The organism is Streptomyces umbrinus (genome assembly GCF_030817415.1).
GTDB classification, from domain to species: Bacteria; Actinomycetota; Actinomycetes; order Streptomycetales; family Streptomycetaceae; genus Streptomyces; species Streptomyces umbrinus_A.
In genome coordinates this window covers 5,393,466-5,408,477 of sequence record NZ_JAUSZI010000002.1, presented here as the reverse complement: position 1 = coordinate 5,408,477, position 15,012 = coordinate 5,393,466, and the positions used below count along the sequence as shown (strand labels likewise).

The window sequence follows — 15,012 nt, the reverse complement described above, 5'->3', positions numbered from 1 at the left end:
GCCGCCCGCACAGGGCTGTTGACAAGGGAGAGAGGTGGGGCGGATGTCGACCTCGACCCGGCACGGTGAGCCGGTCGACGTGGGGCGGCCCGGGATCAGGGCAAGCGCGATCAGGACCGCCGAGGCCGCCGGCGCCGCGCTCGGACAGCTCATCGGCGGGCTCGGGACCGCGATGCTCGCGTCGGCCGTGCTGATCTGGCTGGCCGTATCGGCCGTGACGTCCGTCGTGGGCGTCGGACTGCTCATGGCCCCCGTCGCGCTGCGCGTCCTGCACTCCCTCGCCGAGCGTGAACGCCACCGGCTCGCCCGGTGGGGTCCCGAGATCATCGGGCCCGACCCGGCGCCGACCCGGCTGCGGCTCGCCCTCGTCGACCCGACCACCCGGCGGGAGCTGCGCTGGCTGGTCCGGCACGGCACGCTCGGGCTGCTGCTCGGCCTGATCGCGCTGCTGCTGCCGCTGATGGCCGTACGCGACGCGCTGTTCCCGCTGTACTGGCGCCTGATGCCGGAGGGCTCGACCAGTACGTCCGTGGGCCTCGGCCATGCCCAGGGCTGGGCCGACGCCCTGGGTGTGACTCTGCTGGGGCTCGGCTGGATCGCGATCATCCTGGGCCTCACTCCCGCCATGGCACGGCTCCAGGCGCGCCCGGGACGTGCCTTCCTTGCGGCCGGACCCGACACCGACCTGTCCCTGCGCGTCGCGGAACTCACCGCCACGCGGGCTGCCGCCCTGGACGCCCACGCCACCGAACTGCGCCGTATCGAGCGCTCGTTGCACGACGGCACCCAGAACCGGCTCGTCACCGTCACCGTGCTGCTCGGCGCGGCCCGCCGCATGGTGGCCCGCGATCCGGCGGGCGCCGACGAACTCCTCGAACGCGCCCAGAGCGCCGCCGAGCAGGCCCTCGCCGAACTGCGCTCGGTCGCCCGGGGCATCCTGCCGCCCGTACTGGCCGACCGCGGCCTCGAAGGCGCGCTCACCGGACTCGCCGCGAGCTGCCCGGTGCCGTGCCGGATCGACGTCGAGGCGCCCGAGCGGTGCGCCGCGTCCGTGGAGGCCAGCGCGTACTTCGTGGTCGCCGAGACACTGACCAACATCGCCAAGCACAGCGGGGCGAAGAGCGCCACCGTCACGGTCCGAAGCCGCGGAGGCCGGCTGCGACTGGACATCACCGACGACGGCCGCGGCGGCGCCGACGAGGCGGGCGGCTCCGGGCTCACCGGCATCCGCCGCCGCATCGCGGCCCACGACGGCACCCTCGACCTGGCCAGCCCGCCCGGCGGCCCGACGACTCTCAAGGTGGACATGCCATGCGGATTGTGATCGCCGAGGACGACCCGTTGCTGCGGGAGGGACTCGCACTGCTGTTGCGCGCGGAGGGCCTCGACGTGGTGGCCACCGCCGGAACCGCCGACGGCATCCTCGACGCCATCGACACGCACAAGCCCGATGTCGCCATCCTCGACGTACGGATGCCGCCGACGCACACCGACGAGGGGATCGTCGCCGCCGTCGAGGCCCGGCGGCGCAGGCCCGATCTCGCGGTCCTCGTCCTGTCGGCGTACGTCGAGCAGTCCTTCGCCACGGAGCTGCTCGTCGGCGGGGTCACCGGGCTCGGCTACATGCTCAAGGAACGGGTGGGCCGGGTCGAGGAGTTCCTCGACGCGCTCAACCGGGTGGCCGCCGGGGGCACGGCCATCGACCCGGAGGTCGTCGCGCAGCTCTTCACCCGCAGCCGTCAGGACACCCGTCTGGAGCGGCTCAGTCCGCGCGAGCGAGACGTACTCGGGCTGATGGCCGAGGGACTGGGCAACGGCGCCATCGCCGAACGGCTCGTCGTCACGGACGGCGCCGTCCACAAGCACATCCGCAGCATCTTCGCCAAGCTCGACCTGTCGCCCGCCGACCAGGTGGACCGGCGGGTCGCTGCGGTCCTGCGCTACCTGGACGACGCGCGCCGACGCACCTGACGTCCTGTCACCAATCCCTGATTGCGGCGGTGTTGGCCGAGGTCAGGGCCGGTCCGGTACAGCAGGCGCTACCGGCGCAGTGGGGTGGGCACCCGCTCCGAACGGCCAGGCTGCCGGATCGTGACGGGGGGCCGGAATTCCTAGGTTGGTGATCACACCGCAACGGCGGTACGACGACCGACCCGCAAGGAGCCCGCCCGCATGAAGACGAAGCTCACCTCCCGCATCGTGGCCACGACGCTGGTGACCGCCCTGGCCGGTATCGGACTGACCCTGCCCGCGGCGGGCGCGACGGGGCATGCGGCGAAGCCGGCGCACGACAGGACGCTCAACAAGACGTACGGCAAGGCGCACGACAAGGCGTTGCAGGCCGACGTGGACGCGATCCTGAAGACCGGGAGCGTGGGTGTCGTGGCCCAGTCGACGGGTCCGCGGGGCTCCCGGTACGCCACCGCGGGAGTGGCCGACAAGGCCACCGGCGCCGCCGCCCGCTCCGGCGACCGGTTCCGGATGGCCAGCGCCAGCAAGACGTTCGTCGCCACCGTGGTGCTTCAACTCGTCGGCGAGGGACGCCTGTCGCTCGACGACACCGTGGAGCACCTGCTGCCGGGAGTCGTGTCGGGCAACGGCAACGACGGCAGCAGGATCACCGTACGGCAGCTGCTCCAGCACACCAGCGGGCTGTTCAACTACACCGCGGACTTCCCCATGCTGACCAGCGTGGACGCCTACCAGGCGGGCCGCTACACGACCTGGACCCCGGAACAGCTGGTCGGCATCGCGATGCGGCACGCCCCGGACTTCGAGCCCGGCGCAAAGTGGTCGTACTCCAACACCAACTACATCCTCGCCGGAATGATCATCGAGAAGGTCACCGGGCACAGCTGGGAGCAGCAGGTCACCAAGCGCATCATCCGCCCGCTGGGCCTGCGCGACACCTCCGCCCCGACGACGGACTCCAGGATCCGCGGCCGCCACCTGCACGGATACTCCGACTTCGGGAAGACCGGGCCGACGATCGACACCACCGCGTTCAACCCGTCGGCGGGGGGCGCGGCCGGCGCCATGATCGGTACGACCGCCGACCTGACCCGCTTCTACCAGGCGCTCCTGGGCGGCAAGTTGCTGCGCCCGGCGCAGCTGGCCGAGATGAAGACGACCGTACGGGCCGCGGAGATGGACCCGGTGTGGCCCGGCGCGCGCTACGGCCTGGGCCTGATGGAGGTCCCGCTGACCTGCGGAGGCGTCTACTACGGCCACGGCGGCGACCTCCCCGGCTCCACCACCCGCGACGGCGTCAGCCCGGACGGCCGCCGGGCCGTGGTCCTGCACGCGACCGGCGACGGCGCGACCGACCTGTCCACCGAGCGGGCCCAGAACGACCTGATCGACGGCGAACTCTGCGCCTGAGACCGGGTTGCCCCGGCCGCGACGGCCCTCCCTCCGGGGCCGTCGCGGCCGGTCAGCACGCCGGCAGCAGTCCGCAACCCCTCGATCTCGACGGCCGGTCCCTCGGCCCGGAATAGGAAGTCGACGTAGCGGCGGCGGCCGTCGAGTGTACGGAGTTCGGCCTGGCTCTCGGGGCAAAGGCCCGCGTCGTGCAGGCGCAGGCGCGCGATGGTTTCGGCGGTGACCCGGGTCGGGTGGGGGAGCTGCGCGGGGTGAGCGTTCTTCACGCGGGCCAGGCGGTGACCTGGAGGATGTAGACGCATTCGTGTCGGGCGATGGTGAGGTAGAGGAACATCCCGCCTGGCACGTATGCGGTCTGTACTCCTTCGCCTGCTCCTCGGTATGCGGTGCCGTCAAGGTGCAGGGCGTCGGCGGCTCGCACGAGCTCGTCGGCGCGCTTCTCCACTTCGGCGACGAATGCAGGCGCGGCGGGAGTTTCGCCGCCGATGACGTGCGTTTCGTCCGGGTCGTACTCCCAGCGCCAGTCACTCACGGGTGAGCGACTCCCGAGCGGAGGAGTGGAGGGTGCGAAGTTCGTCCATGGCTTCGCGCCACGCGGGGTCCCCCTGGTCGACGGTCTGTGCTGTGTGCTCGGCTGCCCGGAGTCGGGCGGCCGTGGACGGGATCCTTGCGATCTCGACAGCGACGGCCCACGTTTCGAGGAACTGCATGATCGGTCCGAGGCTGCCCGCGCGGGCAGCCAGGGCGATGGCCTCGTCCTTTTGGCGCTCCATCTCGGCCAGCCGGTGAGGAACGACTTGGGCCAGGGCCACGCGAAGCGCGCCCGGGGTTCGCTCGGGCCGGGGGATGAGAGGTCCGCCGGGCTCGATGTGCTGTGCGGTCATCCTGATCCTTCCCTGAGACCGTGCCAGCCCACGGTACGGCAAGAGGCGGTGGTGACACAGGGTGTTCGATCCGTTGCTCAGTCGGATATGGCGTCAGCGCTTCAAGATCGCGGTGAAGGCCGACCAGGCTGCGGGGCCGATCAGGAGTACGGGGCCGTCCTGGGACTTGGAGTCGCGGACGGGGACGACTTCGGGGAAGTCTCCGGCTACCTCGACGCAATCACCACCGGTGCCGTTGCTGTAGCTGCTCTTGCGCCAGAGCGCGGCGCTCAAGTCAATCTCGGTGCTTGCCATTTCGATAGTCCTCTGCCGCATCCTCGATCATGGCGAGGGACGCCTCAGGCGGCAGTGCGGCGGCCCTGAGCAGATCGTACGACTCCCGGTACTGCTTCACGAGCGCCGGATAGTCGATGACTTGGCCGCCGTGCAGACTCTCGACGTACACCACGGGAGGAGCGTCCGCGAAGGTCATGATCTTGGTCATGCCCATCATGAACGGATGGGCAGCCGCGGTTTCCGGAACGATCTGCAAAATGGAGCGCGTGGTTCGGACCGCCTCCGCGATGTGATCCAGCAGCTCGGCCATCTGCGCGGCCGGTACTGGCGGGCGCCGGATCAGCGACTCGTCCAGGATCGCCCAGAACCTCGGCGGACTCTCCGCCTCGAAGAGTTCCGCACGCGACAGCCGTGCGCTCACCTTCTTCTCGACCTCGTCGTCCGAGGATCGGGGCATGGCCGCCCGTACGATCGCCCGCGCATACGCAGCGGTCTGCAGAAGTCCAGGCACCAGCATCGGCGCCCATTCCTCAATCGATTCCGCATGCCGCTCCATCTCCGCCACGTCCGCGAAGTACTCCGCATGCCCCGACTGGCGGGCCTTGCGTGCATCTTCACAACGGCGCTCGAAAAAGCCGTCAGTCCTCAGAACCTTGTCGACGTGCCGGGCCAGGTCCAGGGGCATGCGCCGCTCACCTCGCTCGATCTGGCTCAGGAAGGGGATGCCTCGGAAGCTCCCTTCCGCCATCTGTTCGAGCGTGAGGCCCGCCAACTCCCTCTGATAGCGCAACTCGGCGCCGTAGAAGGAGGGGACGTTCGCCGACGCGTCGGGATCCTTGCGTGGGGGCACAACTCATCACCGCCGTTTGCCAATTGCTCTTGCGCAGCCCAAACCCCTGTCACGGTACGCGGCTTGACGTCAACGTGTGACTGAATCGTCACAGAACGCATTCACCGTACGCACGGAAAGGCGTCCCCCATGAGAGACCCCCAGCCTTCTGCCCCCACCGCCTACGACATGGAACGCTGCGTAGGCGAACTCCGCACCGCCCTCGCCGCCCACGGCATCACGTTGCCCTCCCTGCGGGTCGACCTGCCGACCTTCGCGGGTACGCACTCACCCCCGGCGGGACTGATCGCGCTCGGCAACTGCAACACCGCGACCGCGCGCAAGCTGGTCGCCGTACTCCGAGAGGCGGCCGCGCAGTGAACGCCCCGCCCGCTCTCGAACTCGACCTGCTCGCCCTCCCCAAGGTCGCACCCGACCTGCGCCGTACCGTCCGCCGGCACCTGGGTACCCCGTGCGCCGACGTCCAACTCTGCGTCACGGAGCTGGTCGGGAACGTCGTCCGGCACGTGGGGGAGGGGACCCCCGTCCGCGTACGGGTGGCTCGCATGGACGGTGACAGCGGCCGGATCCGGGTCGAGGTGACGGACCCCGACCCGCGCGCCCTGCCCGTCCTCCTGCGTGCGACGGGGGACGACGAGTCGGGGCGGGGGCTGGCGCTGCTGGACGCGGTGGCACTGCGGTGGGGTGTGGAGCGGGGGACGGTCGGCAAGACGGTGTGGTGCGAGCTGCAGGAGGCGTGGTGATCGACGCGGCGGCGAAGAGGTACACCCTGACATTGCCTGAGGAACTCACTGAGGAGATTCGACGGGAAGTTGGGCCGAGAGGCTTCAGTGGCTGTGTCGCGCGAGCGGTGAGATGCCAGTGGGAGCGAGAGCGGGGCCGGTCGGCGCGGCGGGGTGCCGAGCTGTCGGAGCCCGATTCAGGGACGGATCAAGGCGCCGCGCCGGGTGGTATCAGGTGATACCTTCACGTCATGGCGAAGACTCAGATCAACATCCGCATGGACGACGAGACCGCCGAGATGGCCAGGCAGGCCGCCGAGACGAGGCGGATACCGGTCAACGAGTACGTCGAGCAGTTGATCCGTAACGACAACGAGCACGTGCGTGCGGTCTTCATGGCCGCGGCGCAGGAGGTGCTCGATGAGTACGGGGATCTGATCGACGAACTGGAAGGGGACACCGGTCCGTGAGCGTGCAGGTTGATCTCGCCTGGATCCTGGAAGTCGCCCGACGGGCCGGTGTGGACGATCCGGGTATCGACGACTACGGCGTGCCGGTCGCCGCCGTTGAGCGTCACCGTGCGGTCCTTGTCGGCCAGGACATCTATCACGGTGCGTACGCCAAGGCAGCGGCCCTTGCGCATTCGCTGGGGCGTATGCAGTGGCTGGAGCGTTCGAATCTGCGGGTCGCTGTGGCGGTGGCCCATGCCTACCTGGTCGCTGCGGGTGTGCCGTCCAAGCTGGACCAGGAGCGGGTCAGCGCGCTGGTGGTCGAGCTGAAGAAGGACGGCTGCACTGTGCGTGGTGTCGCGGCGGTGTTGAAGAACTGGGCGGTTTGAGGCGCGGGGTGCCAGGGGCGGATACGGCGATGGGGGCCGAGCCGGGCGGGATGCTGTTGGCGAATCCCGTCAGATCCCCGGCAAGTGTGTGGTGAGTCCCAGCGACACGCCGTGAACCCGGTGTGTCGCTGGGATTCTCGCGACAATTGCCTCGCCTGACGGATTCGCCAACAGGTTCGCCAGGCCGGCTGCGCTGGCCTCCTCGGTGGGGGGAAAATCGGGGTGGGCGCCCGGTAAGCCGAAGACTCTGTGATGCCGGTCAGCTCGCCCAACAGGATGGCGATGGGGATCCGCTAGCGGACTTCGGTTTGCGCCACGGCCACCACGGTGACCGGCAGCGCGTGTGTCAGACTCAGCGACTTCCCGGATCCCTCCGGGCGCCCGTTCGATCGGCACGCGTGCGGGAGGGACACGGCGATGGCCAGACAGGACGTGAAGGACGAGGTCCTCTATCTGCGGGCGGCGGGGCTGGATCTGGGCAAGCGGTTCCTGCTGGCGTGCGTACGCACGCCGTGCTTGAAGCGGCCGGGAACCTGGACGCTGGAGACCGAGCGGTTCGCCACCACCCCGGCCGAGATCCGGCGTCTGCTGGCCTGGCTACTCGAGCGCCGGGTCGAGGTGGTGGTGCTCGAGGCCACCTCGGACTACTGGCGCCACCTCTACTACACCTTGCAGCCGCATCTGAACCTGATGCTGGTCAACCCGGCCCACCTCAAGGGCATTCGGGGGCGCAAGAGCGACCCCAGCGACGCCGCGTTCCTGGCCCGGGCGGGCGCCTCGGGCATGGTGATGGGCTCCTTCGTGCCCGAGCGGGAGATCCGCGAACTGCGGGACCTGACCCGCCGCCGCACGCAGCTCATCACGGCACGCGGGCAGGAGGCCCAGCGGCTGGAGAAGGAACTCGAGGACACCGGCATGAAGCTGTCCTCGGTGCTCAGCGACATCACCGGGGCCAGCGGACGCGCCATCATCAACGCACTGATCGGCGGCGAGCGTGACCCCCAGGCGCTGGCCGACCTGGCCATCCGGCGGGCCCGCAGCAAGATCCCGGCCCTGGTTGAGGCACTGGACGGCACGTTCACCGAGCACCACGCGTTCATGTGCCGGCACTACCTCGACGAGATCGACCACCTCACCGCCACGGCCGACCAGCTGGACCAGCGGATCACCGCGCTGCTGACCCGCCTGGAGCACAACAAGGACATCGAGAACCTGGACACCATCCCCGGCATCGGCCCCGCGGCGGCTGAGATCATCATCGCTGAGACCGGTGGGGACATGACCCAGTTCGCCACCGCCGGCCATCTCGCCTCCTGGATCGGGGTCTGCCCGGGCATGAACGAATCCGCCGGCGTCACCAAATCCGCCCGTACCCGCAACGGCAACAGCAACCTGAAACGGCTGTTGGGCATCGCCGCGATGTCGGTGACCCGGAACAAGGACTGCTATCTCAGCGCCTACTACCGGCGCATCGCCGCCCGCCGCGGACGACAGCGGGCCCTGGTCGCGGTGATGCGCAAACTCGCCGTCGCGATCTGGCACATCCTCCGCCACAAGACCCGCTACCAGGACCTCGGCGCCGACTACTTCACCCGCCGCGACCCTGAACGCGCCATGCGTCGCATGACCAAGGAAGCCAACCGCCTCGGCCTCACCGTCCGCTTCGAGCCCATCGCAGCAACGGCCTGACCAGCACACTCACTCAACTTTTCGTGTCAGCGTCCGGGTGGGCTCGGCCCCCATCGAGAGGTGGTGCGTCAAGGCATCGGGTTGTCCAGCGGGGCCACAGGCATCGGGTTGTCCGGCGGGGTCACGGGCATGGGGTTGTCGGCCAGTGCCGGGCTCGCGGCCGCTGCGGTGATGCCGAGCATCAGGGCGATCGTGGCGAGGATCTTCTTGGTACGGGTCATCTCGGCTCCTGTTGGGAGAGGGACTTCCGAACACCAAGTGACGCTAGCGCCAGGGGGGGGCGGTTGTTCGAGAGGGCCGAACGGATCGCGCCACCGATTGACCTGAACCGGGCCCCGGACAGACCTCGGCCGCGGTGGCTCCCCCTCCGCGCCACCGCGGCCGATCCCCGTCGGGATAAAGGTCTCTACTTGCCGCCGTCGAGGTCCAGCGCCGGCGGGGAGGGCATGCCGTTGTCCATCGTCCGGATGTCGGCGGGCTCGCTGGGCATGCCGTTGTCGAGCGGTACGACCTTGGGGTCCTTGGCAGGCGGCGTCGGCATGCCATTGTCCTGCGTGGTGGCGTCCGTGCCCTCGGCGGGCGGCGTCGGCATCCCGTTGTCGAGCGGAGTCACGACCGGGTCCTTGGCGGGCGGCGTCGGCATGCCGTTGTCGAGCGGAGTCACGACCGGGTCCTTGGCGGGCGGCGTCGGCATGCCGTTGTCCTGTGTGGTGAGGTCCGTTTCCTTCTTCGTCTCGCTCATGGGCCTGAATCCCTCCGTTGTGGTGACGAGTAAGGAACGCCCGCCCAGAAACTCCCCCGAGGGTCGCTGGACGGGCGTTCGGAGCCGCACATTAGCCGTTGGGCTCCTGGTCAGACCGTCTGCCCCCCGACGCGACGGTGTGACACGTACGAGAGTGCCGGGCGGAGATAAACGAATGCTGAACGTCCGCTACTGCCCCGTCACCGGCACGCCGTTCACGCCGCGGTGGCGGGCGTGAGCAGCGCGCGTACCTCCTCGGCCTGTGCGGCACCGCCGTGCTGTTCGTAGAGGTTGAGCGCCTCGCGCCAGCAGACCCTGGCCCGGTCCACCTGCCCCAGCATGGTGAGGGCCCGGCCCAGCAGCGTCAGCACGGTGCCCTGCATCCGGTCGCCGCCGATGCAGCCGAGCGCGAGGGCCTGCTCGGCGTGCTGGGCCGCCTGCGCGGGGCGGCGGGCGGCCAGGTGCACCTCGGCGATCCGGAAGTTGGTCGTGCCCTCCCAGAGCCGCTGCCGGTGGCTGCCGAAGACGGACAGCGCGTCGGAGAGCTGGCTGAGGGCCTCGGTGTGACGGTCGGCCCTCGTCAGGGCGATGCCCAGGGTGAAGTGACCGTTGGCGAGGCGCAGGGTCTGGCCGATCTCCAGGTACGCCGCAAGGGCCCGCTGCGCTATCTCCACCGCCATGGCGATGTTCCCCATGCCCAGGTGCGCACGCGACAGGTTGCACAGGCTGAGCGCTTCGAGGGGCCGGTTGCCGATCGTGGCGTACCCCTCGATCGCCTGCTCGAAGAACGGCTTGCCCTCCGCGTACTGCTCCTGGTGCATGAGTGTGAGCCCCCGGTCGTTGGCCGCCCAGCTCATGGCCATGGCGTCCCGTGCGGAGGCGGCGAGTTCCATGGCGAGCTGCGCCTGCTCGGCGGCCTGTTGGATACGGCCGGAGACCAGCAGGACATTGGTGAACGTCGTCCGCGCTCTGCCCTCCGCGTGTGCGTCCCCCGCGACCCGGGTGGCGTCGCACATCGCCCGTGCGGTCGTCTCGTACTGGTGGGAGTTGGCCCCGGACTCGGTGAGGTCCTTGGCGGCCCACAGCAGATCCACCGCCCGCCGCAGCCGGTCCGTGCCGGCGGACTGCCGTACGCAGGCCAGCAGTGGCGAGGCCTCGTTGTACAGCCAGTCGAGGGCGGCGCTGCCCTCCGTGAACCGCAGCCCCGGGTGCTCCGTCACCTCCAGGTGGTCCACCAGTCGGTCCCCGGGCCGCTCGATCGCGTAGACCCCGGCGGCCGTGGCCAGGTAGAAGTCGAGCATCCGCGACATCGCGGCCGCCTGCTCGCCCGGTGGCTGCTCGTCCCGCTCGGCGCACGCACGCGCGTAGAGCCGGACCAGGTCGTGGTAGCGGTAGCGGCCGGGCGCGGCCGACTCCAGGAGTGAGGTGTCGACGAGGGATTCCAGCAGGTCCTCGGTCTCCTCGATCGGAAGGTCCAGCGCCGCCGCGGCCGCGGCCAGCGAGATGTCCGGGCCGTCCGCCAGCCCCAGCAGCCGGAAAGCGCGGGCCTGGGCCGGCTCCAACTGCCCGTAGCCGAGCTCGAAGGTCGCCTTCACGGCCAGGTCGCCCGCCTGGAGTTCGTCCAGCCGGCGTCGTTCGTCGGCGAGCTTCGCCGCGAGGACCGAGACCGTCCAGGTACGCCGGGCCGCCAGGCGGGAGGCGGCGATCCTGATCGCCAGCGGCAGGAATCCGCACGCCGCCACCACGTCCAGCGCCGACTCGCGCTCCGAAGCCACCCGCTCCTCGCCCACGATCTTGGTGAAGAGCTGGATCGCCTCCTCCGGCGACATCACGTCCAGGTCGACCAGATGGGCCCCGGCCAGGTCGACCATCCGCACCCGCGACGTCACCAGCGCCGCACATCCCTCCATGCCGGGCAGCAGGGGGCGTACCTGGGCCGCGTCCCGCGCGTTGTCCAGCAGGACCAGGATCCGGCGGCCGTCCAGGGTCGAGCGGTACAGGGCCGCCCGCTCCTCCAGGGAGTCGGGGATGGCCGAGTCCGCCGTGCCCAGGGCGCGCAGGAAGGAGCCAAGCACCGTTTCGGGTGCGACCGCCCGCGCGCCCGCTCCCTGCAGGTCCACGTAGAGCTGTCCGTCCGGGAAGGCGCTGCGCGCCTGGTGCGCGACATGGACGGCCAGCGTCGTCTTGCCCACGCCGCCGATGCCCGCCAGCGCCGACACCGCCATCACCTGGCCCTCGGACGCCGACGCCGCCGCCAGCACCTCGCTCAGCTCGGACACGAAGGACATCCGGCCGGTGAAGTCCGAGACGGTGGCGGGGAGTTGGGCCGGGCGCACCGGGGCGGCCGCGGTCTCCGGGGCCAGTGGGGCCGAGGGCTCCGCCAGGCCGGGGTCCGCCTGAAGGATGCGCTGCTGGAGTTCCTGAAGACCCGGCCGCGGGTCCACGCCCAGCTCGTCCGCCAGCAGCCGCCGTGTGTCCGCGTAGGCGGCCAGGGCCTCCGCCTGCCGCCCCGAGCGGTACAGCGCCAGCATCAGCAGCTCGCGCAGCCGCTCCCGGAGGGGATGGGCCGCGGTGAGCGCCGTGAGTTCGGAGATCGCCTCCGCATGGCAGCCCTGCTCCAGGTCCATGTCCAGCCGGGACTCGACGAGTTGGAGCCGCCACTCCTCCAGGCGGGCGCGCTGGGTCTCCGCGTACGGGCCCGGAACGCTCGCCAGGACCTCCCCGTCCCACAGGCTCAGGGCCTTGTTCAGCAGGGCGCGCGCATGGCACAGGTCGCCCGTCGCCTTCGCCTTCTCCGCGTCGGCCGCCAACTCCTGGGCCAGCGCGAGGTCCAGCGAGGCACCCACGCCGGACGCGTCGGTGAGCCGGACGGCATACCCGCCCGACTCACTGACCAGAACGCCCGGCGAGAGGATCTTCCGCAACCGCGACGCATACGTCCGAACCGCCGCCAACGCCTGCGAAGGCGGCTCCTCCCCCCACAACGCGTCGATCAGTTCGCCCGCCGTGGCCGTGCGGCCCTCGCGGAGCAGCAGGGCCGCCAGCAAGGCGCGTTGTTGAGGGGACCCGGTGGGCAAGGAATCCGCCCCACGCCAGGCGCGCACCGGGCCGAGCACGCTGAAGCGGAGCGCCGCCGAATCCTCGGGACGCCACTGCTCCGGTACTCGCGGTACACCGTCCATCCCTGCCCCCTGCCGAAACGTCATGACAACCAGGCCAGTTTGCCTTGTTCATGGCGGATGCGTCAGCCGTGGGAGACACCGATCACAGGCCGCCGTGCCGAGTGGCGCAAGCCCTCACAGAGCCCACACCCCCTCCCCGCAACCCCGTGACGAGGTTCCCGCATTCCAGAGAGCCGCCGCGCGGTAGCTGACGGACCGTCAGATCGGCGCTACCGTAAAACACATGGAGACCTTCCCGAAGATCATCTCGGTGGACGACCACACCGTGGAGCCCCCCAACGTCTGGCGGGACCGGCTCCCGTCGCAGTACCGGGACACGGGGCCGCGCATCGTCCGTGCCCCGCTCAAGGAAATGACCTTCCTGGGCGGCAAGTTCGCCCCGGTCATGGGAAACCCCGGTGACGACGGCCCGATCGGCGACTGGTGGGTCTACGAGGACCTGCACCGCCCCCTCACCCGTCTCGACACCGCCGTCGGATACGACAGGGACGAGATCAAACTCGAAGTCATCACCTACGAGCAGATGCGCCCGGGCTCGTACGACGTCCCGCAGCGCCTGGCCGACATGGACGTCAACCACGTCCAGTCCGCCCTCTGCTTCCCCACCTTCCCCCGCTTCTGCGGCCAGACCTTCACCGAGGCCAAGGACCGGGAACTGGGGCTCCTCTCGGTGCGCGCCTACAACGACTGGATGGTGGAGGAGTGGTGCGGGCCCGATGCGGCGGGCCGCCTGATACCGCTCACCCTCATACCTCTGTGGGACGCGGAACTCGCCGCGCAGGAGGTGCGGCGCAACGCCGCCCGCGGGGTACGGGCCGTCGCCTTCTCCGAGATACCTCCGCACCTCGGACTGCCCTCCGTTCATACGGACGAGTGGGATCCGTTCCTCGCCGCCTGCGACGAGACGGGCACCGTCATCGCCATGCACATCGGGTCGAGCAGCCGGATGCCCTCCACCTCCGCCGACGCCCCGCCGGCCGTCGGCTCCACCATCACCTTCGCCAACTGCTGCTTCTCGATGGTCGACTGGCTGATGAGCGGCAAGTTCGAGCGCTTCCCGAACCTCAAGGTCATGTACGCGGAGGGCCAGATCGGCTGGATCCCGTACATCCTCGAACGCGCGGACGTCGTGTGGGAGGAGAACCGCGGCTGGGGCGGCGTCGCCGACAAGGTCCACCGCCCGCCGTCCGAACTCTTCACCGAGCACGTGTATGGGTGCTTCTTCGACGACGCCTTCGGTTTGAAGAACCTCGACGCCATTGGCGTGGGGAACGTGCTGTACGAGACCGACTACCCCCACTCCGACTCCACCTGGCCGAAGTCGAGGGAGGTCGGCGAGGCGCAGATGGGGCACCTGGACGCGGACGTCGTCGACCGGATCGTACGGCGCAACGCCATCGAGCTCCTGGGGCTGACCGGGGACGGGCTCTGGGCCGGGCCGGGCGGTGCCCGTTGAGCGCCTCCCTCGGCAACACGTCCTTCACCTACGGGATTCAGCTTCCCGTCCAGTCCCAGAGCACCCTCTACGCGGAGGCGTGGGAGGCGGACGCGGGTCCCGGCGACCTCGTCGAGATCGCCCGCACCGCCGACCGCTCCGGCTTCGACTACGTCGCGAGCTGCGACCACGTCGCCATACCGCGCCGCCTCGCCTCCGCGATGAGCACGGTCTGGTACGACCCCGTCGCCACCCTCGGCTTTCTGGCCTCAGTCACCGAGCGCGTACGGCTGTTGAGCCATGTCGCGGTCGTCGGGCTGCGGCACCCGCTGCTCACCGCCAAGCAGTACGCGACCCTCGACCACCTGAGCGGAGGGCGGCTGATCCTCGGGGTCGGCGCCGGACACGTACAGGAGGAGTTCGAGGTCCTCGGGGTGGACTTCGAGCGGCGTGGGGCCGTGCTCGACGAGTGCGTCGACGCGCTGCGGGCCGCGCTCGGACCCGATGAATTCCCCACCCATCACGGGAAGTTGTACGACTTCGAGGGGCTCGGGCAGCGGCCCCGGCCCGCGCAGGAACGGGTACCCGTCTGGGTCGGCGGGTCCTCGCCCGCCGCCGTCCGGCGGGCCGCGGTCAGGGGCGACGGGTGGCTGCCGCAGGGGGACCCGCGGGAGCGGCTGCCCGAGCAGATCGCCCGGGTCCGACGACTGAGGGAGGAGGCGGGGGTCGTCGAGCCCCTCGTCGTCGGCGCGATCACCGAGCCGCTGTACGTGGGGGAGCCGGGGTGGAGTGTCGGGCGCCGCACCCTCAGCGGGGACCCCGAGGCGCTCGCCGAGTCGTTGCGCGCGTACCGGGCGATGGGGGTGCACCAGATCCAGGTGCGGTTCCGCAGCCGGAGCCGTACCGAACTCACCGACCAGATGGCCGCGTTCGGAACGGAGGTCGCCCCGCTGCTGTAGGCCGCTGTTGCGGGTCGCTCCGGGGAACCTGTCTGACAGCCAGACAGTTCTTTC

The 15,012-nt window shown here is 70.2% G+C and carries 17 protein-coding genes; 10 read left to right on the top strand and 7 right to left on the bottom strand.

The features are described from left to right. The first annotated feature begins 43 nt into the window (after positions 1–43). The 3 genes from QF035_RS23475 (at position 44) to QF035_RS23465 (ending at position 3,381) form a co-directional block, all read left to right on the top strand. Positions 44–1,324 carry a sensor histidine kinase gene (locus tag QF035_RS23475; protein ID WP_307522504.1) on the top strand — a complete coding sequence of 427 codons (1,281 nt, stop codon included), beginning with the start codon at positions 44–46 and terminating at the stop codon, positions 1,322–1,324. Continuing rightward, on the top strand, positions 1,312–1,971 hold the full coding sequence (locus QF035_RS23470) for a response regulator transcription factor (RefSeq protein WP_143639846.1): 660 nt from the start codon (positions 1,312–1,314) through the stop codon (positions 1,969–1,971). The genes QF035_RS23475 and QF035_RS23470 overlap by 13 nt, the downstream gene beginning before the upstream one ends. A gap of 201 nt (positions 1,972–2,172) precedes the next feature. Continuing rightward, positions 2,173–3,381, top strand: a complete 1,209-nt coding sequence (locus QF035_RS23465; protein WP_307522503.1) for a serine hydrolase domain-containing protein — start codon at positions 2,173–2,175, stop codon at positions 3,379–3,381. A 262-nt stretch (positions 3,382–3,643) separates the two neighbouring features. Here QF035_RS23465 and QF035_RS23460 read toward each other — a convergent pair whose 3' ends face one another. The 4 genes from QF035_RS23460 to QF035_RS23445 form a co-directional block, all read right to left on the bottom strand. After that, positions 3,644–3,913: a hypothetical protein gene (locus QF035_RS23460; RefSeq protein WP_307522502.1), complete on the bottom strand. Its 270-nt coding sequence runs from the start codon at positions 3,911–3,913 to the stop codon at positions 3,644–3,646. After that, complete coding sequence (locus QF035_RS23455; protein ID WP_307522501.1) at positions 3,906–4,265, bottom strand: hypothetical protein; 360 nt, start codon at positions 4,263–4,265, stop codon at positions 3,906–3,908. Before QF035_RS23455 ends, QF035_RS23460 begins: the two co-directional genes overlap by 8 nt. A gap of 93 nt (positions 4,266–4,358) precedes the next feature. Continuing rightward, complete coding sequence (locus QF035_RS23450) at positions 4,359–4,559, bottom strand: DUF397 domain-containing protein (RefSeq protein WP_307522499.1); 201 nt, start codon at positions 4,557–4,559, stop codon at positions 4,359–4,361. Further along, positions 4,540–5,391 (bottom strand): helix-turn-helix domain-containing protein, encoded by an 852-nt coding sequence (locus QF035_RS23445; protein WP_307522498.1) that lies wholly within the window; start codon positions 5,389–5,391, stop codon positions 4,540–4,542. Before QF035_RS23445 ends, QF035_RS23450 begins: the two co-directional genes overlap by 20 nt. A 129-nt stretch (positions 5,392–5,520) precedes the next feature. Here QF035_RS23445 and QF035_RS23440 point away from each other — a divergent pair, with 129 nt between their 5' ends. The 5 genes from QF035_RS23440 to QF035_RS23420 all read left to right on the top strand — a co-directional run bounded on the left by QF035_RS23440 (position 5,521) and on the right by QF035_RS23420 (position 8,640). Next, the gene (locus QF035_RS23440; RefSeq protein ID WP_307522497.1) at positions 5,521–5,751 is read left to right on the top strand and encodes a hypothetical protein; all 231 of its coding nucleotides are present in this window, start codon (positions 5,521–5,523) and stop codon (positions 5,749–5,751) included. Beyond that, positions 5,748–6,134, top strand: a complete 387-nt coding sequence (locus QF035_RS23435) for an ATP-binding protein (RefSeq protein ID WP_307522495.1) — start codon at positions 5,748–5,750, stop codon at positions 6,132–6,134. Before QF035_RS23440 ends, QF035_RS23435 begins: the two co-directional genes overlap by 4 nt. 230 nt (positions 6,135–6,364) lie before the next feature. After that, on the top strand, positions 6,365–6,583 hold the full coding sequence (locus QF035_RS23430) for a hypothetical protein (RefSeq protein ID WP_307522493.1): 219 nt from the start codon (positions 6,365–6,367) through the stop codon (positions 6,581–6,583). Beyond that, the gene (locus tag QF035_RS23425) at positions 6,580–6,951 is read left to right on the top strand and encodes a fic family toxin-antitoxin system, toxin component (RefSeq protein ID WP_307522492.1); all 372 of its coding nucleotides are present in this window, start codon (positions 6,580–6,582) and stop codon (positions 6,949–6,951) included. Before QF035_RS23430 ends, QF035_RS23425 begins: the two co-directional genes overlap by 4 nt. A gap of 417 nt (positions 6,952–7,368) precedes the next feature. Further along, the gene (locus QF035_RS23420; protein WP_307519984.1) at positions 7,369–8,640 is read left to right on the top strand and encodes an IS110 family transposase; all 1,272 of its coding nucleotides are present in this window, start codon (positions 7,369–7,371) and stop codon (positions 8,638–8,640) included. 68 nt (positions 8,641–8,708) lie between these two features. On the opposite strand, the gene QF035_RS23415 is transcribed toward QF035_RS23420, so the two are convergent. The 3 genes from QF035_RS23415 to QF035_RS23405 form a co-directional block, all read right to left on the bottom strand. Next, complete coding sequence (locus QF035_RS23415; protein WP_307522490.1) at positions 8,709–8,861, bottom strand: hypothetical protein; 153 nt, start codon at positions 8,859–8,861, stop codon at positions 8,709–8,711. Positions 8,862–9,046: 185 nt separating this feature from the next. Beyond that, positions 9,047–9,382, bottom strand: a complete 336-nt coding sequence (locus QF035_RS23410) for a hypothetical protein (protein ID WP_307522489.1) — start codon at positions 9,380–9,382, stop codon at positions 9,047–9,049. Between the two features lie 215 nt (positions 9,383–9,597). After that, positions 9,598–12,564: an AfsR/SARP family transcriptional regulator gene (locus QF035_RS23405; protein WP_307522488.1), complete on the bottom strand. Its 2,967-nt coding sequence runs from the start codon at positions 12,562–12,564 to the stop codon at positions 9,598–9,600. 223 nt (positions 12,565–12,787) lie between these two features. On the opposite strand from QF035_RS23405, the gene QF035_RS23400 reads away from it, so the two are divergent. Both QF035_RS23400 and QF035_RS23395 read left to right on the top strand, forming a co-directional pair. Beyond that, a complete protein-coding gene (locus tag QF035_RS23400) occupies positions 12,788–14,020 on the top strand; it encodes an amidohydrolase family protein (RefSeq protein WP_307522486.1) in 1,233 nt (410 codons plus the stop codon). Then, positions 14,017–14,958 carry an LLM class F420-dependent oxidoreductase gene (locus tag QF035_RS23395; RefSeq protein WP_307522485.1) on the top strand — a complete coding sequence of 314 codons (942 nt, stop codon included), beginning with the start codon at positions 14,017–14,019 and terminating at the stop codon, positions 14,956–14,958. Before QF035_RS23400 ends, QF035_RS23395 begins: the two co-directional genes overlap by 4 nt. Positions 14,959–15,012 lie beyond the last annotated feature (54 nt).

What these genes read in the sequence shown, in the direction of transcription:
- QF035_RS23475 (WP_307522504.1), top strand. Translation starts at nt 44, where the DNA reads ATGTCGACCTCGACCCGGCACGGTGAGCCGGTCGACGTGGGGCGGCCC.
- QF035_RS23470 (WP_143639846.1), top strand. Translation starts at nt 1,312, where the DNA reads ATGCGGATTGTGATCGCCGAGGACGACCCGTTGCTGCGGGAGGGACTC.
- QF035_RS23465 (WP_307522503.1), top strand. Translation starts at nt 2,173, where the DNA reads ATGAAGACGAAGCTCACCTCCCGCATCGTGGCCACGACGCTGGTGACC.
- QF035_RS23455 (WP_307522501.1), bottom strand. Translation starts at nt 4,265, where the DNA reads ATGACCGCACAGCACATCGAGCCCGGCGGACCTCTCATCCCCCGGCCC.
- QF035_RS23450 (WP_307522499.1), bottom strand. Translation starts at nt 4,559, where the DNA reads ATGGCAAGCACCGAGATTGACTTGAGCGCCGCGCTCTGGCGCAAGAGC.
- QF035_RS23440 (WP_307522497.1), top strand. Translation starts at nt 5,521, where the DNA reads ATGAGAGACCCCCAGCCTTCTGCCCCCACCGCCTACGACATGGAACGC.
- QF035_RS23430 (WP_307522493.1), top strand. Translation starts at nt 6,365, where the DNA reads ATGGCGAAGACTCAGATCAACATCCGCATGGACGACGAGACCGCCGAG.
- QF035_RS23420 (WP_307519984.1), top strand. Translation starts at nt 7,369, where the DNA reads ATGGCCAGACAGGACGTGAAGGACGAGGTCCTCTATCTGCGGGCGGCG.
- QF035_RS23415 (WP_307522490.1), bottom strand. Translation starts at nt 8,861, where the DNA reads ATGACCCGTACCAAGAAGATCCTCGCCACGATCGCCCTGATGCTCGGC.
- QF035_RS23410 (WP_307522489.1), bottom strand. Translation starts at nt 9,382, where the DNA reads ATGAGCGAGACGAAGAAGGAAACGGACCTCACCACACAGGACAACGGC.
- QF035_RS23405 (WP_307522488.1), bottom strand. Translation starts at nt 12,564, where the DNA reads ATGGACGGTGTACCGCGAGTACCGGAGCAGTGGCGTCCCGAGGATTCG.
- QF035_RS23400 (WP_307522486.1), top strand. Translation starts at nt 12,788, where the DNA reads ATGGAGACCTTCCCGAAGATCATCTCGGTGGACGACCACACCGTGGAG.